At 71.4% G+C, this 19054-nt stretch carries 15 protein-coding genes and 1 pseudogene; 9 read left to right on the top strand and 7 right to left on the bottom strand.

The annotated features are described in order from the left end of the window. Window positions 1-239: 239 nt before the first annotated feature. The 4 genes from IE226_RS05950 to IE226_RS05940 all read right to left on the bottom strand — a co-directional run bounded on the left by IE226_RS05950 (window position 240) and on the right by IE226_RS05940 (window position 3431). Window positions 240-1250, bottom strand: a complete 1011-nt coding sequence (locus IE226_RS05950; RefSeq protein WP_190079934.1) for a SagB/ThcOx family dehydrogenase — start codon at window positions 1248-1250, stop codon at window positions 240-242. A 5-nt stretch (window positions 1251-1255) separates the two neighbouring features. Next, on the bottom strand, window positions 1256-2419 hold the full coding sequence (locus IE226_RS05945; protein WP_190079933.1) for a SagB/ThcOx family dehydrogenase: 1164 nt from the start codon (window positions 2417-2419) through the stop codon (window positions 1256-1258). A gap of 90 nt (window positions 2420-2509) precedes the next feature. Further along, on the bottom strand, window positions 2510-2644 hold the full coding sequence (locus tag IE226_RS44830; protein ID WP_268251276.1) for a hypothetical protein: 135 nt from the start codon (window positions 2642-2644) through the stop codon (window positions 2510-2512). A gap of 79 nt (window positions 2645-2723) precedes the next feature. Then, window positions 2724-3431 (bottom strand): hypothetical protein, encoded by a 708-nt coding sequence (locus IE226_RS05940; RefSeq protein WP_190079932.1) that lies wholly within the window; start codon window positions 3429-3431, stop codon window positions 2724-2726. 212 nt (window positions 3432-3643) lie between these two features. On the opposite strand from IE226_RS05940, the gene IE226_RS05935 reads away from it, so the two are divergent. Next, window positions 3644-6616, top strand: a complete 2973-nt coding sequence (locus tag IE226_RS05935; RefSeq protein ID WP_229870518.1) for an AfsR/SARP family transcriptional regulator — start codon at window positions 3644-3646, stop codon at window positions 6614-6616. A 63-nt stretch (window positions 6617-6679) separates the two neighbouring features. Here IE226_RS05935 and IE226_RS05930 read toward each other — a convergent pair whose 3' ends face one another. Both IE226_RS05930 and IE226_RS05925 read right to left on the bottom strand, forming a co-directional pair. After that, window positions 6680-8134 (bottom strand): glyceraldehyde-3-phosphate dehydrogenase, encoded by a 1455-nt coding sequence (locus tag IE226_RS05930; RefSeq protein WP_190079931.1) that lies wholly within the window; start codon window positions 8132-8134, stop codon window positions 6680-6682. 106 nt (window positions 8135-8240) lie between these two features. Beyond that, window positions 8241-9212, bottom strand: a complete 972-nt coding sequence (locus tag IE226_RS05925) for an SMP-30/gluconolactonase/LRE family protein (RefSeq protein WP_190079930.1) — start codon at window positions 9210-9212, stop codon at window positions 8241-8243. A 345-nt stretch (window positions 9213-9557) separates the two neighbouring features. On the opposite strand from IE226_RS05925, the gene IE226_RS05920 reads away from it, so the two are divergent. From IE226_RS05920 to IE226_RS05885, 8 genes are all read left to right on the top strand, one after another. Then, the gene (locus IE226_RS05920; protein WP_190079929.1) at window positions 9558-10922 is read left to right on the top strand and encodes an FAD-dependent oxidoreductase; all 1365 of its coding nucleotides are present in this window, start codon (window positions 9558-9560) and stop codon (window positions 10920-10922) included. A gap of 314 nt (window positions 10923-11236) precedes the next feature. Next, entirely contained in the window at window positions 11237-11980 is a 744-nt protein-coding gene (locus IE226_RS05915) for a class I SAM-dependent methyltransferase (protein ID WP_190079928.1), read from the top strand. 143 nt (window positions 11981-12123) lie between these two features. Then, window positions 12124-13230, top strand: coding sequence for a FecCD family ABC transporter permease (locus IE226_RS05910; RefSeq protein WP_190079927.1), 1107 nt, complete (start codon window positions 12124-12126; stop codon window positions 13228-13230). After that, window positions 13231-14046, top strand: a complete 816-nt coding sequence (locus tag IE226_RS05905; RefSeq protein ID WP_190079926.1) for an ABC transporter ATP-binding protein — start codon at window positions 13231-13233, stop codon at window positions 14044-14046. After that, window positions 14043-15050, top strand: a complete 1008-nt coding sequence (locus IE226_RS05900) for an ABC transporter substrate-binding protein (protein ID WP_190079925.1) — start codon at window positions 14043-14045, stop codon at window positions 15048-15050. Before IE226_RS05905 ends, IE226_RS05900 begins: the two co-directional genes overlap by 4 nt. A gap of 59 nt (window positions 15051-15109) precedes the next feature. Beyond that, window positions 15110-16165, top strand: coding sequence for a pyridoxal-phosphate dependent enzyme (locus tag IE226_RS05895; protein ID WP_190080093.1), 1056 nt, complete (start codon window positions 15110-15112; stop codon window positions 16163-16165). Continuing rightward, window positions 16162-17379 (top strand): ATP-grasp domain-containing protein, encoded by a 1218-nt coding sequence (locus IE226_RS05890; protein WP_190079924.1) that lies wholly within the window; start codon window positions 16162-16164, stop codon window positions 17377-17379. Before IE226_RS05895 ends, IE226_RS05890 begins: the two co-directional genes overlap by 4 nt. Next, window positions 17376-18617, top strand: a complete 1242-nt coding sequence (locus IE226_RS05885; protein ID WP_190079923.1) for an MFS transporter — start codon at window positions 17376-17378, stop codon at window positions 18615-18617. Before IE226_RS05890 ends, IE226_RS05885 begins: the two co-directional genes overlap by 4 nt. Here IE226_RS05885 and IE226_RS05880 read toward each other — a convergent pair. Next, a pseudogene (locus tag IE226_RS05880) lies at window positions 18598-19053 on the bottom strand (nuclear transport factor 2 family protein); the annotation flags it as partial. The gene IE226_RS05885 and the pseudogene IE226_RS05880 sit on opposite strands and share 20 nt — an antisense overlap. Window position 19054 lies beyond the last annotated feature (1 nt).

The following is a 19054-nucleotide window of genomic DNA, read 5'->3' as shown; positions in this document are numbered from 1 at the left end:
CCCGTCCCAGGCGCTCGGCGGGGTGCGGTGCACGGGGGAGAGGCGTGCGGCCAGGGCGTGCAGTTCGGCCCCGCCCGTATCCCTGTCCCAAGGCCGGTCCCAATCCGGCTCCGCGCCCCTGAGCCAGGCGGCCGGAGGACGCGTGCGGCACAACCACCGCACCGCGTCGGCGATCACCCCGGCCAGCGCGGGATCGAGGGGAGGAATCGACCCCGCGCCGGAGTGCGTGCTCACCTCGCTCAGCCCGTGCTGAGCGAGTACATGATCTGATGACGCGCGTCGGAGAGCCCCAGGAACGCGTTGCCCTGCGAGTCCCGTGCGGCGGGGCTGATATGGGTCGACTTCCGCAGTGCGGTGGCGCTGAACAGGAGATATCCCATGGCGTGCGCAGCGTCGAGCCACAGGTGGCGCAGCGCCCGTTCATGGCGGTACCGCCACTGGTAGCGCTCGAAGTCGGCGACCAGGACCACGGTGGCCGCGGCCGACAGCGGAGCCGGCTGACCCACCAGGATCGCCGCCATCCGCCGGCGCAGGGCGTCGGCGGATGGCCGGCCGGGCAGCGGGCCCAGACCGTCCCGCGCCACGTCGTAGCGGTAGACGCCAGGGGTCAGGCCGTCGACCGCGTAGGCGACGACGTAGACGTCCAGCGCGCTGCCGAAGCTGGTCAGGAGCGCCAAGGGGTCCTCGGCCGCCGATGCCTGGCGGGCCAGGGCCGCCCGCATCCGCGCGCAGCCGGTGAACAGGACCCAGCCCAGGTCGGCCGAGGAGAAGGGCCGGCGCCGGGGACGGGGCACCGAGCGCCTGGCGGCCAGGGTGCCTCCCACATCGAGCTTCGCCGAGACGTTGCGGTGGTCGAGGTGCACCAGCGGGGCGCCGGTGTGCGGCGGCTGCGGCGGGTCACCGCCGGCCAGGTAGGTGTCCAGGACCCGCCGCCGGATCTCGCCGTCCGCGTCGTCCACGTCGGCGTAGTCGGAGCGCCGCGAGAACAGGTAGTAGGGCGCGCACCAGGCCCAGTTGCGCTCGATCCACCGGTCGAAGTTCCCGTGGTCGGACTCCGCTGCCTCCTCCGCCTCTTCCGACTCGCCGACGAGGTGGCCGAGTTCAGTACGGCGCGGCCCGTCGTAGACGTACTCCAGGGCGGCCGCGGTGGACAGGCCGAACTTCCTGGCGCTGCCAGGGCGGACCAGTTCGAGCCGCCGGGCGTTGTTCTCCGGCGCCGGCAGGGCGCGCATGTACTGCAGGCTGACCATGGCGTTCAGGGCCTTTCGGGCGAGGGGGATCCGGGGGCCGGGCAGCCGTCCCCGAGGGCGACCGAGAGCAGCGGGGCTTCTTCGTCCGGCGCAAGGCGCAGGACGTCACCGACGTAGGCGTCGTCGATGCCGTGCTGTCCGAAGACGGAGATGCCCGTGGCCCGCCCGGCGATCTCCGCGGTGGTGAGCAGGTGTCCGACGTCCATGAACAGGGTGCGGAAGGTGCGCGGTTCGCGGTAGCGGTACATGTTGCGGCCGAACACGCTGGTCATGACCAGTACGGCGCGGACGGGGAACGGTGCTCGCAGCGCCCCGAACAGCGCGCGCCCCGAGCGCTCGGTGTCCGGATCGGCGACCTTGTACAGTGCGTCGTCGCCGCAGGAGTAGTGGTACCAGCCGGCTTCGAGCCCCGGCACGTCGAAGACGCACACGTAGCCCTCGGAAGGGTGGCGCGCCCCGCCCGAGGGGCTGGTGCGCCTGATGAAGGGAGCCGTTCCCGGCCCGCCGCCCTTGCTCTCCAGGACGCCGAACACGACGGACATCAGACGCAGCAGGGCGTCGGCGTCCAGCGTGCGCGCGCGGCGGGGCGGGCCGCTCAGCTCATCGAGTCCGGCGTCCAGCGTCGGCAGGACGTCGGTGACCCGCGGCGCCCGCGGCCCGCCCGCCGCCTCCGGGCCCCGGTCCGCGGCCTTGTACCGTCCGCCGTCGAATTCCGCGTCGCGGTAGGCGCGCATGAGAGTCCGGTCCTGCGTCCAGCCGTCGGCGCTGTAGTCGTGGAAGGGGTAGTCGAAGGTCATCAGATGGTGGTCGGCCGCCTCGGCCCAGCCGTACGCGCGCCATTGGGCGAGGAGTTCGTCCACCCAGCGGCTCTGCTCGGAGGGTTCCGCGGCCACCAGGATCTCCTGGTCCAGGAGCGTTCCGAACGTCTTGGCCAGTTCCTCCCTGCCCGCGCCGGCGTAGTCGGCGACGGCGCGGACCGCGTCCGCCAGGGTGGTCGGGCCCGCGGCAAGTACGCACAGCGCCACGGCGTGCCTGCCGATGGCCAGCCGGCGCTTGGCCACCAGATCGACCGCGAGCCATTGCCGGTTGCCGAAAGAGCCCGGCGGCAGCAGCCGCACGGCGGGGCTGAGCCGGTAGCGTCCGTCGGTCTTCAGGTCTGCGGTGTGCACTCCTCGTGTCCCCTCACGTGTCGCCGGGCGCACCGGCGCGGGGACACAGCAGCCCCGCGCCGGCACGAATCAGGCGTTCTCTCGGTGGGTTCAGCCCATGTCGGGGCGGTACTGGATCAAGGCCGCGGAGGCGTCCTCGACCTCGGTCACCGCGAAGTCGTCGACGTCGGGTACCGCGGCGTGCGCCTCGGTCTCTTCTGGTTGCGGAGCGTTCTCTTCGCCCATGCGTCCATCCCTTTCTCGGTGTGCTCGGTGTGCTCGGTGTTCTTTCGGTATTCCGCTCTTTCTGCATCCCGCCGAGGGCTCAGGCCTCCGGCGGAAACTCGACGTCGCCGCTGCGTCCGGTCGTGTTCCTGGCGGCACGGAACCCGAAGCTGAGCAGGACGATCTCCTCGCCACCGGTCACCGGGGTCCGTCCGTGCGGTGCGAACACACCGTCGAAGACCAGGATTTCCCGCTCGGCGAGGTCCACGAAGCGGCGGCGGCGTCCTTCCAGGAAGACGGTCCGGCTGCCCGCGCTCCCGTCGCAGGACGGCTTGTGGTGCAGGCACAGGGGCAGGGTGATGTCGCCGTAGCGCTCGTCGTCCAGGTGCAGTTCGAGGGCGCTGCCGTCGAACAGGTAGCCCAGGTAGGTGGACGCGTGCGGCGGACGTACCGCGACACCGGTCACCGACTCGACGTACCGCGCCAGGTCCACCGTGCGCACCAGTTCCCGGGCCAGCGGGCCGAACTTGGCGTTGACCTTGCCGTTGTTGTGCTCGGGGTCGGTGCGGATACCCTCGCGTGCTTCCGCGAGCAGGGCGGCGCGCCGCTCGGGGGTGAACCACAGCGGCCGGTCGGTGCGCGGCCGGTCGGTCAGCCGCCTGTCGGCGAACCGTGCGGCGGCCTCGTCCACCCGGCGGCCCGCCGCGGTGCCGGGGTCCGGCAGGTCCGTGACGGTGACCGTCCTGCGGAACCACCGTGTCCATGCGAGCGTGGCCGAAACTTCCCCGGCGTCGTGCGGCGCACTCATCCTCTCGTTTCCTCCCCGCGGCCCCACGGCCTTCGCTGTCGCTGACGGCAGAAACGGTGCGCCGCCGCGCTGTCACGCCGGTCACTTGCCGGTCACGCGCCTCGCCCGGGCCGGCGCCGTCCGCGCGTGTCACCGGAATGTGGAGAGATCGCAGTGACCCCCGTCCGACGGTTACTTTCTGCGATACCTTCGTTACGTTGCGCTGATATGGCGTGCTCGAGGTGGGTGCGGACGGGGGCTCGATGGGCTATGAGTTCGGATTGCTGGGGCCGGTCGAAGTGGTGTGGGACGGTGTCGTCGTGCCGATCCCGGCCACCAAACAGCGGATCGTGCTCGCCACCCTGCTGCTCGACGCGGGGCGCGTCGTCCCAGTGGAGACCCTGGTGGACCGGCTGTGGGACGAGGACCCGCCGGGCGGCGCCCGCAACACCCTGCAGAATCACGTGCTGCGGCTGCGCCGCGCGCTCGGCGGTGCGGCAGGCCGGGGCCGGGTGCGCACCCATCCGCGGGGGTACGCCATCGAGGCGACCGACGACGAGCTCGATCTGCGGCGCTTCGACCTGCTGATGCGCCGCGCAAAGTCGGCGCTCGCGGCGCACGACGCGGAGAACTCCTCGGCGCTCCTTGCCGAGGCTCTCGGACTCTGGCGCGGACGACCGCTGTGCGACGTGCCCTCGGCATCGCTGCAGCGCGATGTCGTGCCCGCCCTGTTCGAACGCCGTCTGGTGGCCCTGGAACTGCGGGTCGGCGCCGACCTCGAACTGGGCAGGCATACGGAACTCCTGCCGGAATTGTCCGAGTTGACCTGCTCGCACCCGCTCCAGGAGCCGTTCTGGGCGCAGCGGATGCTGGCCCTGCACCGTGCGGGGCGTCAGGGCGAGGCGCTGCACTGCTATCGCACGGTCAGGGCGCTGCTCGCGGAGGAGCTCGGCGTCGATCCGGGCGCCGAACTGCGCGAGCTGCACCGCCGGATGCTGGCCGATGACCCCGCGCTGGCCTGGTCGGGCGGCGGAGGCAGGGCAACCACTGTGCGGGGCGCCGCTCCTGCCGCACCTGCCGCGCCGGGCATGTCGGAGCGTGGCGGCGAGCTGCCGGCCGAGACGACCTCGTTCGTCGGGCGGGACCGGGAGCGGGCCGAGGCCGGGCGGCTGCTCGGGGTGGCGCGTCTTGTCACCCTGACGGGCGTGGGCGGGGTGGGCAAGACCCGGCTCGCGCTGCGGGTGGCCGCCGACGCGGCGGGCTCCTGCCCCGACGGGGTGTGGACGGTGGACCTGGCCCCGCTGACCGACCCCAGACTCCTGGACCGGGCCGTGTGCGAGGCCCTGGGATTCCAGGACCAGTCCGCGCTGCCGGGCCGCGAGGTCCTCGTACGACGGCTGCGGGACATGCGTACGCTCCTTGTCCTGGACAACTGCGAGCATGTCGTGACGGCCACCGCCGACCTGGTCCACGCGCTGCTGCGCGCGGCCCCCGGCCTGCGAGTCCTTGCGACCAGCCGTCATCTCCTGCGCGTCCAGGGCGAACACGTGCTGCCGCTGGCGCCGCTGACCCAGAGCGAAGCACTGCGGCTGCTCGCCGACCGGGCGGCGGCATCGGCGCCCGGCGTGCGAGTGATCGACGCGGGAGGCGGCGCGGCCCAGCAGCTGTGCCGACGCCTGGACGGCATTCCGCTGGCGATCGAGCTGGCGGCGATCCGCCTCGCCACGTTCTCGGCCGAGGAGATCCTGGAACGGCTCGACGACCGCTTCCAGTTCCTGGCCGACGCCGACTCCGGCGGCCCTCCGGGGCCGCAGCACACCCCCGCCTCGCGCTACGTCCGTACGTTGCGCGGCGTGGTCGACTGGAGCCACGACTTGTGCACGGAGCCGGAACAGGTCCTGTGGGCCCGTCTCTCCGTCTTCTCCGGCGACTTCGGACTCAAGGCGGCCGAGACGGTCTGCTCGGGCGACGGCATCGACCGCGAGCAGCTCGTACGGCTTCTGTCGGGACTGATCGACAAGTCCATCCTGAGCACGGGCAACCGGGAGAGCCGCACCCGCTACCGTCTCCTGGAGACCATCCGCCAGTACGGGGGCCACCGGCTGCGGGTCCTGGGGCAGGAGACGGTGCTCCGGCGGCGGCACCTCGACTACTACCGGACCATGGCGGCCACGGCGGCGGCGCAGTGGTGCGGTCCGCTGGAGGTCGAATGGCTCAGCGCCTTGCGCCGTGAACTGCCCAACATCCGGGCCGCCCTGGACTTCAGCGCGACCCAGCCCGACGGGGCGGCGGCAGGCCTCGAGATCACGGTGAACCTCACCCGCACCCGCTTCTGGTTCTTCAGCAGCACGCTGGGCGAGGGACGCCACTGGTTCGGGCGCACGCTGGCGCCGGTCATGCCGGACGTGTCGTCCGTGCCCTCGGGCGGCCCGGACCCCGCGCTGATCGGAGCCATGACCCTCCAGGCGTGGGTGGCCATGTGCCAGGGCGAACAGGCCACCGCGCGCACATATCTGACCGCCTGTTACCGCCTCGCGGAGCAGATCCCCTGCGGTGAACCGCTGCCTGCCGCCCTGTTCATCCGGGGAGCCGACGCCATACTGATCCGCGGCTGCCCCACGTCGATCACGCTGTTCGACCAGGCCCGCCGCAGGATGCGGGAGGCGGGCCTGACGGGGGACGCCCATATGGCGACCATGCTCTGGGCGATGTCCTGCGCCTTCTTCGGTGAACGGGACGCGGCGTTCGCGGCCTGCGAGGAGTACGTGGCCGACGGCTCGGCCCGCGGCGGCTTCTGGGCCCGCTCGTGGACGCGGTGGGTGCACGGATTGACCGAGCTGCTGCACGGCGATCCCCATGACGCGGTCCGCCTGTTCCGCGAGAGCCTCGGCCCTCAATGGGAGATCGACGACCGCTGGGGTCCGGTGTGGGGCGTGGAATCCCTCGCCTGGGCCGCCGAAGCGACGGATGAACCCGACTACGCCGCCCAACTCCTCGGCGCGGCAGCCCAGTTGAGACGTACGACGGGGGTCGCCCTCGACGGCCTCGTCCCCTGGCACGACGTGCACGTACGGACGGTCGTCAGGGTGCGCCGGGCTCTGGGCGAGAGCGCGTACGTGGCCGCCTTCGCCCGGGGGACCGTCGCGGGCGCGGCGGACCTGCCCGGCCTCGTCCTGCGGCAGCGGGTACCGGACAGGCAGGGGTAAGGGGGAGGGGCCGTGGCCGGATACGAGTATCCGGGCACGGCCCCTCCCATGACATCGCGGAGATCAGGCCACCGGCACCGGGTACGTCGGGTACTCCACGCCGGAGACGTGCTGGACGACGCGGATCACCTGGCACGAGTAGCCGAACTCGTTGTCGTACCAGAGGTAGAGGATCGCGTTGTCGCCGTCGACCTTGGTGGCGCCCGCGTCGACGATCGAGGCGTGCCGCGAGCCGACGAAGTCCATGGAGACGGCGTCGGGAGCGGTCGTGAAGTCGATCTGGCGCTTCAGCGGCGAGTGCAGCGAGACGTCGCGCAGGTGCTCGAGAACCTCGTCGCGGGTGGTCTCGCGGCCCAGGCGCAGGCTCAGGATGGCGATCGAGACGTCCGGGACGGGGACGCGGATCGAGCTGCCGGTGATGGGCGCCTTGAGGTCGGGCAGCGCCTTGGCGACGGCGGATGCGGCGCCGGTCTCGGTGATGACCATGTTCAGCGGCGCGGAGCGGCCGCGGCGGTCGGCCTTGTGGAAGTTGTCCAGGAGGTTCTGGTCGTTGGTGAACGAGTGGACGGTCTCCACGTGGCCGCGCAGCACGCCGTACTCGTCGGCCATCGCCTTGAGCGGCGGGACGATCGCGTTGGTGGTGCAGGAGGCGCAGGACAGGATCTGCTCGTCCGGCTTGATCGTGTCGTGGTTGACGCCGTGCACGATGTTCGGGACGTCGCCCTTGCCCGGCGCGGTCAGGACGACCTTGTCGATACCGGGGCGCAGGTGCTGCGAGAGTCCCTCGCGGTCGCGCCACTTGCCGGTGTTGTCGATGAGGATGGCGTCCTTGATGCCGTACGCCGTGTAGTCGACCTCGGAGGGGTCGTTGGCGTAGATCACCTTGATCACGTTGCCGTTGGCGACGATCGTGCCGTTCGCCTCGTCGACGGTGATCGTGCCCTGGAACTGGCCGTGGATGGAGTCACGGCGCAGCAGCGAGGCGCGCTTGACCAAGTCCTCGACGGCCCGCCCGCCGCTCTTGCGGACGACGACGGCGCGCAGGCGCAGTCCGTTGCCCGAGCCGGCCTTCTCGATGAGCAGGCGGGCGACGAGGCGGCCGATGCGACCGAAGCCGTAGAGGACGACGTCGCGCCCCTCGCGGCTCTCGATCTTGTTCTCGCCCGTGGCGCCGGCGACGGCCTCGGCGGTGAACTCCGCCACCGACAGGCCGCGGTCGTCGGCCCTGAAGGACTCGGCGAGCAGACCGATGTCGATCTGCGAAGGGCCGAGGTCGAGCGCGGTGAGGGCCTGGAGGAACGGCAGCGTCTCGGTGACGGAGAGTTCCGCGCCGGCTATCTGACGGGCGAATCGGTGGGTCTTCAGGAGGCTGACCACCGACTTGTTCACCAAGGAGCGGCTGTGGAGCAGGACGGTGACGTCCCGCTCCCGGTGCAGCTTCCCGATGATCGGGATCATCGACTCCGCGATCTCCTCGCGGTTCTTCCAGTTGGTGAACGAGTCGTCATTGACAGTCACAGGTTTATCTTTCGAGCTAGGCGGCGCTCATATGCTAACCCGGCGGCACTTTGATCTTTCAATCGGTGCCCTCCGGCGCCGTCCGGCCTCGAATCAAAGGGGCGGTTCAGAGCGGAACGGCGACGGCGTTGAACGTCGTCGTGGGCTCCTGCGGGCTGGTGAAGCGGGCGTTGACGAGATAGAGGCGATCGCGCCAGCGGGCCGCGGTGGTGGGGATGTCGAAGCGCGGGTCGGTGATCGTGCGGCGCAGGGTGGCGGTCGCGGCCTTGGCGTCGAGGTGGAACACGCTGACCTTGTTGAGCCGGTTCTGGACGACGTACAGGGTGCGCCCGACGCGCAACAGGCCGTCGCCGTTGAGCACGTCGCCCGCGCCGACCAGCGTGATCTCCGTGGCGTGTCCGGTCTTGAGGTGGACGCGGTAGAGCTTGCCCGGTGAGCTGCTGACGACGATCAGGGCCCGGCCGTCGGGGGTGTCGGCGATGCCGTTGGCGTTGATCACGCCCGGCGTCTGCACCCAGTCCCCGCCGAGCGGCAGCGCGCGCACCGCGCCTCTGCGGCCGCGCGGCACGCCGTACAGCACGCTGTCGCGGGAGTCGGTGAACCAGGCGCGCTCGCCGAGCAGGGTGACGTCGTTGATGAAGTGGGCGGGAGTCGCCTCCGTCAGCTGATACGTGGCCACCAGCTCGCGGCTGCGGGTGTCCAGGATCCGGGCGACCCCGGTGTTCCCGGCGATGTAGAGCAGGCCGTCGTCGTCGATCTTCAGGCCGACCGCCACCGTGCCCGCCGCGCCCTCGTAGAAGACCTCGCCACGGCCGGTGCGCAGGTCGGTGCGGTAGACGGCGCCGTTGGCGCGCGAGCCCATGTAGGCGTACGGCTTCTCCCCGATGGTGATTCCCTCGGGCAGGAAGCCGTCGGGGAGCGGGAACTCGGTGGGCCAGGCGGCGCCTCGTGTGTTCTGCGCGGCGGTGGCGGAGGCGGCCGTTCCGGCGCCGGTCGCCAGGGCGAGGGCCGCGGCGGTGGCGCCGCCGAGGACGGTGCGGCGGGACGGCTGGGAGTGATCTTGGTGACTACGGTTCATGGTTCCGGGCCTCCGTGTAGAGCGGAAGAAGAACGGAAGAAGGGTGGAAGTGCGAGTCGACCGACTCGGTTGCGCAGGGTGAGCACAGGGCGGGCGCATACCCAACTCGGCTGATAGCCCGCTGAGTTGACAACGCGACGTCGGCTGCCCGAGTTCCCCCGCGTCCCGCCCGCATCTCCGCGCACCGGGAGCCACGGCGCCGCCCTGCCCGCCTCAAACCCTGCCTACGTGACCCCATAAGCCTGCCTTATGAGGTCATAGGTCCAGCCCGGGTACTAACTTAGGATTGCCTTAGTTTAGGCTTCCCCGCGAGCCCCATGTCTTCGCTCGAAGGGAAACCTGATCATGTCTCGCCCTCTGCGGGTAGCTGTTGTCGGAGCCGGTCCGGCCGGCATCTACGCCGCCGACGCGCTGCTGAAATCCGCAGTGGCGGTCGAGCCCGGTGTGTCGATCGACCTCTTCGAGCGGATGCCCGCGCCGTTCGGCCTGATCCGCTACGGCGTCGCCCCCGACCACCCCCGCATCAAGGGCATCGTCACGGCCCTGCACCAGGTCCTCGACAAGCCGCAGATCCGCTTCTTCGGCAACGTCGACTACCCGCGGGACATCGACCTGGACGACTTGCGCTCCTTCTACGACGCGGTGATCTTCTCCACCGGCGCGACGGCCGACCGGGCCCTGGACATCCCCGGCATCGACCTCGACGGCTCGTACGGCGCGGCGGACTTCGTCTCCTGGTACGACGGCCACCCGGACGTGCCGCGCACCTGGCCGCTCGACGCGGAGAAGGTCGCCGTGCTCGGCGTCGGCAACGTGGCGCTCGACGTGGCGCGCATCCTGGCCAAGACGGCGGAGGAGCTCCTCTACACCGAGATCCCGGCCAACGTGCACGAGGGACTCAAGGCCAACAAGGCCCTCGAGGTGCATGTCTTCGGGCGCCGCGGCCCCGCGCAGGCCAAGTTCAGCCCCATGGAGCTGCGCGAGCTCGACCACTCCCCGAACATCGAGGTCATCGTCGACCCCGAGGACATCGACTACGACGACGGCTCGATCGCGACCCGGCGCGGCAACAAGCAGGCCGACATGGTCGCCAAGACGCTGGAGAACTGGGCCATCCGCGACGTCGGCGACCGCCCGCACAAGCTCTTCCTGCACTTCTTCGAGTCGCCGACCGAGATCCTCGGCGAGGACGGCAAGGTCGTCGGCCTGCGCACCGAGCGCACCGCCCTCGACGGCACCGGCAACGTCAAGGGCACCGGCGAGTTCAAGGACTGGGACCTCGGCGCCGTCTACCGCGCCGTGGGTTACCTCTCCGACGAGCTGCCCAAGCTGCCCTGGGACGTCGCCTCGGGCACGGTGCCGGACAAGGGCGGCCGGGTCATCGAGGAGACCGGCGAGCACCTGCAGTCCACGTACGTCACCGGCTGGATCCGGCGCGGCCCCGTCGGCCTGATCGGGCACACCAAGGGCGACGCCAACGAGACGGTCGCCAGCCTCCTGGACGACCACGCGAACGCCCGTCTGCACACGCCCACCGCCCCCGAGCCGGAGGCGGTGAACGCCTACCTCGCCGAGCAGAACGTCCGCTTCACCACCTGGGAGGGCTGGCACCTCCTCGACGCCGCGGAGAAGGCCCTCGGCGCGGCCGAGGAGCGCGAGCGCGTGAAGATCGTCGAGCGCGAGGACATGCTCAAGGCGAGCGGCGCCTAGTCGCGGGACGGCGCCGGGCCGCAGGTCCGGCGCCCTCGCATTTCACGCCGAATCCCCGGCCGGGGCACACCCCGGCGAAGCCGTAGCCGTCACCGTCGCGGACGGCGGCGGTGCGCATGGAGCGCGCATCGGATCCGGTGCCGGCGCCCGCCGGGGGGAAACGGCGGGCGCGCTCGCCGCGCACCAGGGCAGCCTCCCTTCGGCGCCCGCCTCGCCGATCTGAGCCGATCGGGAACCGGACGAGACCCGCGGCCGACCACTGGTGAGCACGTCTGGACGTTCCGGACGGCCCACTGGATCGAGGTGGCGGCAGCATGCACTGGTACGAGGACGACGAATTCTGGTCGGACTTCTCCGAGACGATGTTCTCCGAGCGGCGGCGGGCGGAGACGGCCGATGTCGTGGCCGGCTCGCCGCTGCTCGCCTTTCCGGCGGGCAGCCGCGTCCTCGACCTGTGCTGCGGACCCGGCCTCTATCTCGTGCCGCTGGTGCGCCGCGGCTACGAGGTCACGGGAGTGGACCTCAGCGCGGAACTCCTGAAGCGGGCGCAGGCCGTGTGCGCGGACGCCGCGGTCGACGTCCGCCTGGTGCGGGCGGACATGCTCACCCACGCCGAGCCGGATTCGTACGACGTCGTGCTCAACGTCTTCACCTCCTTCGGCTACTTCGACGACCCGCGGGACAACTTCCGGGTGCTGTGCAACGCCCATCGCTCGCTGACGCCCGGCGGGCAACTGCTCGTCGACGTGATGGGCAAAGAGGTGCTCGCGGGCTGGATCGGCCGCCCCCAACTCGTCGAACTCGACGGCGCCTACGTGGTGCAGCGCGACACCGTCCTGGACAGCTGGACCAGGCTGCGGACCGACTGGACACTCGTGCGCGACGGGGTCGCGCGCGAGGCCTCGATCACCTCCTTCCTCTACAGCGCCGCCGAGCTGCGCGCCCTCTTCGAAGAGGCCGGCTTCACCGGCGTGGAGTGCTTCGGCGGCTTCGACGGCGCGCCCTACGACCAGCACTCGCGACGCCTGATCGTGCGAGGGACCAAGCCCGGTCGGTGACCGCGGCAGTTCGTGAATCTCCTTGTGCACCGACTTGTGCACCGACGGGAACTCGGCGGCGGATCGCGCCGACTACTGGAGCGTGCCGCGCCGTGCCGGAGTGGCCGTACCGCTGCGAACTGCCCCGCGTGCGAAGGGACTTCATGACCGAGGCCACAACAAGGGCCGCCTCCCCTCCGGAGACGGACCCGCACCAGCCGACCGCGGGCAAGGCAGGCCGCGGCCGGCTCGTGATCACGCTGACGGTGCTCTCCGTGACCCTGGTGATCTCCGTCCTGGCAGGGATCGCGCTCGGCCCGACCGTCGTACCGCCCGGCGACGTCATCCGTTTCCTGACCGCCGCCCTCACCGGCGGCAGCATCGGCGCCGACGAGGTCAGCGGATACTCCATCGTCTGGCACGTCCGTACCCCGAGAGTGCTGCTCGCCGCCGTGGTCGGGGCGGGGCTCGCGGTCGTCGGCGTCGCCGTCCAGGCGCTGGTGCGCAATGCCCTCGCCGACCCGTTCGTCCTCGGCATCTCCTCCGGCGCGTCCGTCGGCGCCACCGCGGTCGTGGTGTTCGGCGTCTTCGCCGGTCTGGGCGTCTACGCCTTGTCCGCGGCCGCGTTCCTCGGCGCGCTCGGGGCCACCGTCCTGGTGTATCTGGCCGCACGCGGGCCGCTCGGCCTGACACCGCTGCGGCTCGTGCTCACCGGGGTCGCGCTGGCGTACGGGTTCCAGGCCTTGATGAGCGTGCTCGTCTTCCTCTCGCCGAACGGCCAGGCCGCCCGTACGGTCCTCTTCTGGCTGCTCGGCAGTCTCGGCTCGGCGTCCTGGGAGTCGCTGCCGCTCGCGGCCGGTGCCGTCCTGGTGACGGTCGTGGTGCTGCTGCGCCAGAGCCGGTCCCTGGACGTGCTGTCGCTCGGGGACGAGACCGCGGCCAGCCTGGGCGTGGACGCGGAGGCACTGCGCCGCGGATTGTTCCTGCTCACGGCGGCGGTCACCGGTCTGATCGTCGCGGTCAGCGGCGCGATCGGCTTCGTCGGGCTCGTCCTGCCGCACGTCGTGCGCATCCTGGTCGGCTCGACGCACCGCCGGGTCCTCGCCGTCGCGCCGCTCGCCGGGGCCTGCTTCCTGGTCTGGGTCGACCTCGTCGCCCGTACCGCGTTCGCCCCCGAGGAACTACCGCTCGGGGTCATCACCGCGCTGATCGGCGTGCCGGTGTTCATCGTGCTGATGCGCCGCCGCGGCTACCTGTTCGGAGGGCGGTAGATGTCCCTCGTCCTGCGGGATCTGACGGTCGAGGCGGCGGGGCGGGCCCTGGTCGACCGGCTGCACATCGAGGTGGACGCCGGCCGGATCGTCGGGCTCGTCGGCCCCAACGGCAGCGGCAAGTCCACCGCCCTGCGCTGCGTCTACCGGGCGCTGAAACCGACGTCCGGCGCCGTGCTCCTGGACGGCGCCGACCTGACGTCCCTCAAGCTGCGCGACAGCGCCCGCTCCATCGCCGCGCTCACCCAGGAGAGCCACACCGAACTCGACTTCACCGTCGAGGAGGTGGTGGCCCTGGGCCGTGCTCCGCACGCCCGCGGCAACCAGCCCCTCACCGCACGCGAACGCGCCCTGTGCGAGCAGGCGATGGACCGCCTCGACGTCACCCACCTCGCGGAGCGCAGCGTGCTCACCCTCTCCGGCGGCGAACGGCAGCGCGTCCTCGTGGCGCGCGCCCTCGTCCAGGAACCCCGCGTCCTGGTCCTGGACGAGCCCACCAACCACCTGGACATCCGCCACCAGGTGGAACTCCTGTCCTTCCTGCGCGGATCGGGCCTCACCGTGCTCACCGCCCTGCACGACCTCAACCTGGCGGCCGCCGCCTGCGACAGCATCGCCGTCCTGAGCTCCGGCTCCCTGGTCGCCGCGGGCAGCCCGGCCGAGGTCCTGAACCCCGAGCTGATCCGCAAGGTGTTCGGCGTCGATGCCACGGTCGTGCACCACCCGCGCACCGGGACACCCCAACTCGTCTACGACCTCGCCCCCACCGGCGCCCCGGCCCCCGCCGACGCCCTGTCAGAAGGACCGCACTCATGATCCGACTACCGCTGCCCCGCGCCCTGGCGGCCGCCGCGCTGCTCACGACCGGACTCCTGGCCACCGGCTGCGGCGCCGAGGTCGAGCCGGCGGCGAAGAACAAGACCCAGACGGTCACCGTCTCCAACTGCGGCAAGGACGTCACGTACACCCGACCGAAGCGTCCGGTGGCCTACGACGTGAGCGGCGCCGAGAAGATGTTCTCCCTCGGCCTCGCCGACCGGATGCGCGGCTACGTCATGAACAAGCTCGGTGATCCCTCCGTCAAGGGCTCGCCCTGGCGCGAGGACTACGCCGACGTGGAGCGCCTGGGCACCGAGCGCATCACCCGGGAGATCGTCGTGGACGCCAGGGCCGACTTCGTCCTCGCCGGATGGAACTCCGGCTTCAGCGAAGAGCGCGGCATCACGCCCGCCCTCCTTCAGAAGGTCGGGTCCGCCAGCTACTTGCACACCGAGACGTGCTGGGACTACGGCGACAAGAGCGTCGACGTCACCCCCCTGGAGGCGCTCTACACGGACCTGGACAACCTGGGCCGGATCTTCGGCGTGCAGAAGCGGGCCGACAAGGTCGTCACCGGCCTCAAGGAGCGCGTCACAGCCCTGAAGAAGACCTGGCCCGAGAAGGGCGACCCGGCCAGAGTCTTCGTCTACGACTCGGGCACCGACCAGCCCTTCACCGCCGGACGCCACGCCGCACCGAACGACATCATCGAGGCCGCGGGCGCCACCAACGTCTTCGACGGCCTGGACAAGGGCTGGACGACCGTGGGCTGGGAGCCAGTGATCAAGGCGAAGCCCGAGGTCATCGTCATCATCGATTACGCGGACCAACCGGCCAAGGACAAGATCGCCTACCTGAAGTCGCTGGCCGGCCTGAAGTCGGTCCCCGCCGTCAAGGAAAACCGCTTCTTCGTGATGTCCTACGGCGACGCCGTCAGCGGACCGCGCAACGTCAAGGGCGCCGAGCGCCTGGGCGGCTACCTCCGGTCGGTCGGGCGGTGACCCCCCTGCGTACCGCGGCAGCCCCCGCGGCCACCGTCCACGGGCACATCACCGACGCCATGAAGGCGCCCGACCTGCTGCGGCTCTCCGACAACGTCGTCCTCGCACGGTTCGAGACGATGAAGGTGTACGCCGCGCTCGGCGCGGTCCGCACCCTGCTTGACCGCGGCACCGTACGCCCCGGCCAGACCCTCGTCGACAGCTCCAGCGGCATCTACGCCCTGGCCCTCGCCATGGCCTGCCACCGCTACGGCCTCGGCTGCCACGTCGTCGCCTCCACCACCGTCGACGCCGCTATGCGCGCCCAGTTGGAGATCCTCGGCGCCACGGTGGACCAGATGCCGCCGTCGGACAGCCTGCGGCTCGACCAGGAGCGGCGCGTGCGCCGCGTGCGTCAACTCCTCGCCGAACGCGGCGATCTGCACTGGATGCGCCAGTACCACGACGCCGTCCACTACGCCGGCTACCAGGAGTTCGCGGAGCTGGTCGACGGCGCGCTGCCCGACGCACCGCTGACCGTGGTCGGCGCCGTCGGCACCGGCGCCTCCACCGGCGGTCTCGTCCAGCCGCTGCGCCGACGCGGTCGGGACATACGCCTGCTTGGCCTGCAGCCCTTCGGCAGCGTCACCTTCGGCAGCGAGAACTTCAGCGACCCCGAAGCCATCATCGCCGGGATCGGCAGCTCGATCCCCTTCGACAACGTCCGGCACGCCCTGTACGACACCCTGCACTGGGTCGACTTCCGCCACGCCATGGCTGGGGCCGTCGATCTGCTGCGCGCCCACGCGGTGTTCGCGGGGCTCTCCACCGGTGCGGCCCACCTCGTCACGGCCTGGGAAGCGGCCCGCAACCCCGATCGGACGCACCTGGTGATCGGCGCGGACACGGGTCACCGCTACACCGAGCGCGTCTTCGCCCGCCACGAGGAGGCGCTCGATCCACGCACCCTCAAACCGCACCAGATCACGGACCTGGCCGAGCTCGCCCCGCCGTGGTCGGCGATGGAGTGGAACCGGCGCGGTTACGACGTACGCGCCAGGACGTCCACGCCCGCCGCACGCACGAAGACGCACGACATGGAGAAGACGCACGACAAGGAGGGGAAGGCCTCGTGACCATCGCCGCCCTGGAAGCACTCACCTTCGGCCTCGCACGCCTGGTGGAGGCGGCCGATGCCGCCGGGCACCGGCTCTGCCTGCTCACGGGCGACCGGTCCGTCTACCGGCACGAGCTGGCGCGCCTGGCACCGGGGGCACTCGACATCGTCGACGTCGACACCCATGACGCGTCCGCGTCCGCCGCGGCCCTGGCCGCCGTCCCCGGCCTGAAGGGGCTCATCAACACCACCGACACCTGGAGCGTGCCGGGCGCGGACCTGGCCGCCGGGCTCCACCTGCCGGGACCCGACCCGGCCGCGGTCCGACTGCTGCGCGACAAGAGCCGGGTGCGCAACCTCCTCCACGAGAAGAACCTGAGCCGCGGGCCCGCCCTAACGATCCCGGCCGAGCCCTCGGCGGCCGGCGAGGTGCTCCGGCAGATCGGCCTGCCGGTGGTCATCAAGGACTCCGCTGGCACCTCGTCGCGCAACGTCTGGCTGGTCCGCGACGAGCGGCAGCTGCACGTGGCTCTGCGCGAAGCAGCCCAACGCACCTTCTCCGGGCGGCTGTTCGCGGAGCCCTTCTTCGCCGGGCCCGTCTACAGCGCGGAGACGCTGAGCTGGGCGGGGGAGACGAAGCTCCTGGGCGTGCTCAGCCGTCAGATGTCTCCCGAGCCTTCGGTGCGCGAGGAGGCCGCCGCTTTCCCCGTCGGTCTGCCGGAGCCTGAGTTCGCGGGTCTCCAGGACTGGGTGGGGCGCGTCCTGGAGGCCGCGGGTCACACGGAGGGCTTCGCGCACGTCGAGCTGGTCCTGACGGCCGAAGGACCCGAGCTCGTCGAGATCAACCGGCGCATCGGGGGAGCCCTCGTCGGCGAGGCGCTGTGCCGCGCCCTGCGCGTCAACGTGTACGACGCGATGGTCGCCGTGGCGCTCGGCCTGCGCCCCGCCCTGCTCGACGCACCCGCCGCCACCGGCCCCGCCTCCGGCTTCGTCCTGGTCTATCCCGACCGGCCCGGCACCCTCACCGGCTGGACCGGCGTGGAGGGCCTTGCCGCCTTCCCCGGCTCGCCCGAGTGGTATCCCACCGCGGCCCCCGGCGACCGCCTGGAGCACGCGAGCGATCAGCGAGGCTGCACCGGCATCGTCCTGACCGAGGGCGCGACCGCGGAACTCGCCCTGCACCGCGCGCTCAGCGCCGCCGGGAGCATACGGCCGCTCATCGCTCCCCGGTGACGCTGCCGGTCACGCCGCGCGGGCGGCTGCGGTCCGGCCTCGCGCGGCTCACCGGGCCGCAACGTTTCCTGCTCGCCGGGTCGTTCCTGATCCCGCTGGGCAGCTTCGCCGTCCTGCCCTTCATGGCGGTGCTGTTCCACGAGCGGCTCGGCATGGGGCTCGGCGCGGTCGGGGTCGTACTGGCCGTGGCCTCTCTCGTGCAGTTCTCCGGCGGGGTGGTGGGCGGCGCGGTCGCCGAGCGCATCGGACTGCGGCGCACGATGCTGCTCGCCCTGGTGATCCGCACGGCCGGGTTCGGCTGCTTTCTGCCCGGTCTGCGCCACCCCGCCGCCGCGGTCTTCGCGCTCTTCCTGGTCTCCGCGGGCGCCGCGCTCTATCTGCCCGCGAACAAGGCCTACTTGATCCACAGGGTGGACGAGGGGCAGCGCCCGCTGCTGCTGTCCGCGAGCGGCTCCGCGCTGAACGCGGGCATCGCCCTGGGCCCGCTGGCGGCAGCGCCCTTCGTCCTGAGCGCATCGGCCGGACTCTTCACCGCGGTCACCGCGCTGTTCGCGGCGATCACCGTGGGCCATGCGTTCCTGCCCGGGGAGAGCTCCGTCGGCGGACAGGCCGTCGGCGCTGGCCGGAGTCAAGCACCACCGAGCCGCGCGAAGGCGTTCACCGGCCGCCTCGCCGTGCTCCCCTTCGTGACCACCGCGCTGAGCCTGTACGTCTTCATGTTCTTCCAGCACTACCTCGCCCTGTACGCGGTGCCCCGCACATCGACGACGTACTACGGCCTGGTCCTCGCGCTCTACGCCCTGCTGCTCGTGATCGCCCAGCCTCTCCTCGCGGACCGGATCGCGCGCCTGCCCTACGCCCGGGCCCTGTGGTGGGGGTTCGGCGCGATGGCGGCGGGCATGGCCACGCTCGCCGTCGGGAACCACGCCGCGCTCCTGGCGGGGGCGCTGCTCGTCTGCCTCGGGGAGATCGTCCTGTTCCTGAAGAACGACCTGGAGGCTCTCGCCCGATCGCCCCGTGCGCCGGCGGTCGTCTTCGGCCATCAACGGCTGGCGGCCGGAATCGGCGCCTTCGTCAGCGGAGTCGCCGGCGGTGAGGGCTATCAGCTGGCCGAACGCACGGGCGGCGCGGGCCTGTTCTGGGTGGCCGTGGCCGTGCAGTGCGCGCTGCTGCCGCTCCTCATCGGCCGCTGGACATCGATCAGGGCGGACGCGGGAGTCACAGGCCCAGGTCGCTGAGGCCGGGGTGGTCGTCGGGGCGGCGGCCGAGCGGCCAGTGGTACTTGCGGTCGGATTCCCGGATGGGCAGGTCGTTGATGGACGCGTGCCGGACGCGCATGAGGCCGTCGGCGTCGAACTCCCAGTTCTCGTTGCCGTACGAGCGGTACCAGTGGCCGGAGTCGTCGTGCCACTCATAGGCGAAGCGCACCGCGATGCGGTTGTCGTCGTGCGCCCACAGCTCCTTGATGAGGCGGTAGTCGAGCTCCCGGTCCCACTTGCGGGACAGGAAGGCGACGATGGCCTCGCGGCCGGTCACGAACTCGGCGCGGTTCCGCCAGCGGGAGTCCTTGGTGTAGGCGAGGGCCACCTTGTGGGGATCGCGGCTGTTCCAGCCGTCCTCGGCGAGGCGGACCTTCTCGGCCGCGGTCTCGCGGGTGAACGGCGGAACGGGGGGG

It is taken from the genome of Streptomyces longisporoflavus (assembly GCF_014649775.1).
Classification (GTDB): Bacteria; Actinomycetota; Actinomycetes; order Streptomycetales; family Streptomycetaceae; genus Streptomyces; species Streptomyces longisporoflavus.
Note: the sequence above shows the minus strand (reverse complement) of the source record. Positions and strands in the feature narration are given on the sequence as shown.